At 40.5% G+C, this 1,021-nt stretch carries 1 protein-coding gene and 1 pseudogene; both read left to right on the top strand.

Annotated elements, in window-relative coordinates; translation table 11 throughout:
* Positions 1–137 precede the first annotated feature (137 nt).
* Positions 138–545: a large conductance mechanosensitive channel protein MscL gene (gene mscL / locus AC6F75_RS12970; RefSeq protein WP_500715515.1), complete on the top strand. Its 408-nt coding sequence runs from the start codon at positions 138–140 to the stop codon at positions 543–545.
* A gap of 182 nt (positions 546–727) precedes the next feature.
* Positions 728–1,021: pseudogene (locus tag AC6F75_RS12965) on the top strand (aspartate-semialdehyde dehydrogenase); the annotation flags it as partial.

Raw genomic sequence — 1,021 nt, 5'->3', positions numbered from 1 at the left:
GCTGAAGAATTTGCCGGGAGTATCAACTCCATTTCCTATGAAATAATTACAGCCATCTCTCAAAGAGTAAAAAGAGTGGTGATTGATTAAAAGAAATCAATTAACTTTAGGGTTAACTAACTTATAACCTTACTCCTATGTTCAAAGAATTTAAAGACTTTATAATGACCGGTAATGTGATCGACCTTGCCGTGGCAGTTATTTTAGCCGGGGCTGTTGGCCTCGTTGTCAATGGGTTTGTCAGTGACATTATGATGCCCATTGTGGGTCATTTTTCCGGCGGCATGGACTTTGCAGATTTGCGGGTTGTTCTTTCTGAGGCTATTGTTGCGGCAGACGGCACAATTTCAAAGCCTGAAAATGCCGTCAGATATGGTGCCTGGATCAATACTTTGATTAGTTTGGTAGTTGTTGGTTTTGTTTTATTTATGATTGTTAAGGCATACAATAGGGCCAGAAAACCAAAAGTGGAAGCGCCTGCTGCTCCCAAAGGACCTTCTCAGGAAGAACTTTTGGCAGAAATCAGGGACTTACTGAAGAAATAATACCGCTCACTATATATTCTAACTTAAAGCCACTCGCTAATAACGAGTGGTTTTTTTATATGATTTTTAACCATTTTAAATGGGGGTTATTTTTAACTTTGTCCCTTTGCTGAAAAGCAGGTTTGATATAAGATATTTTAGGTGTTTAATTAATGAGACACCCGCCTTCGCGGGTGATGTTTATGAGAATAGCAGTAGTGGGTGCCACTGGAATGGTTGGCGAAGTCATGCTTCAGGTGCTTGAAGAAAGGAATTTTCCAATCACAGAACTAATGTTGGTTGCTTCAGAAAAATCTGTTGGTAAAAAAGTGACGTTTAAAGGAAAAGAGCACACCGTAATCGGTTTACAAACTGCAGTTGACTCAAAACCCGATATCGCTTTATTCTCTGCCGGAGGTCAAGCTTCACTTGAATGGGCACCAAAATTTGCAGCAGCCGGCACAACGGTTATCGACAATTCTTCTGCATGGCGTATG

The sequence above is a fragment of the Planktosalinus sp. genome (assembly GCF_059864935.1).
The sequence above is the reverse complement of the archived record's forward strand: the minus strand, read 5'-3'. Positions and strand labels throughout refer to the sequence as shown.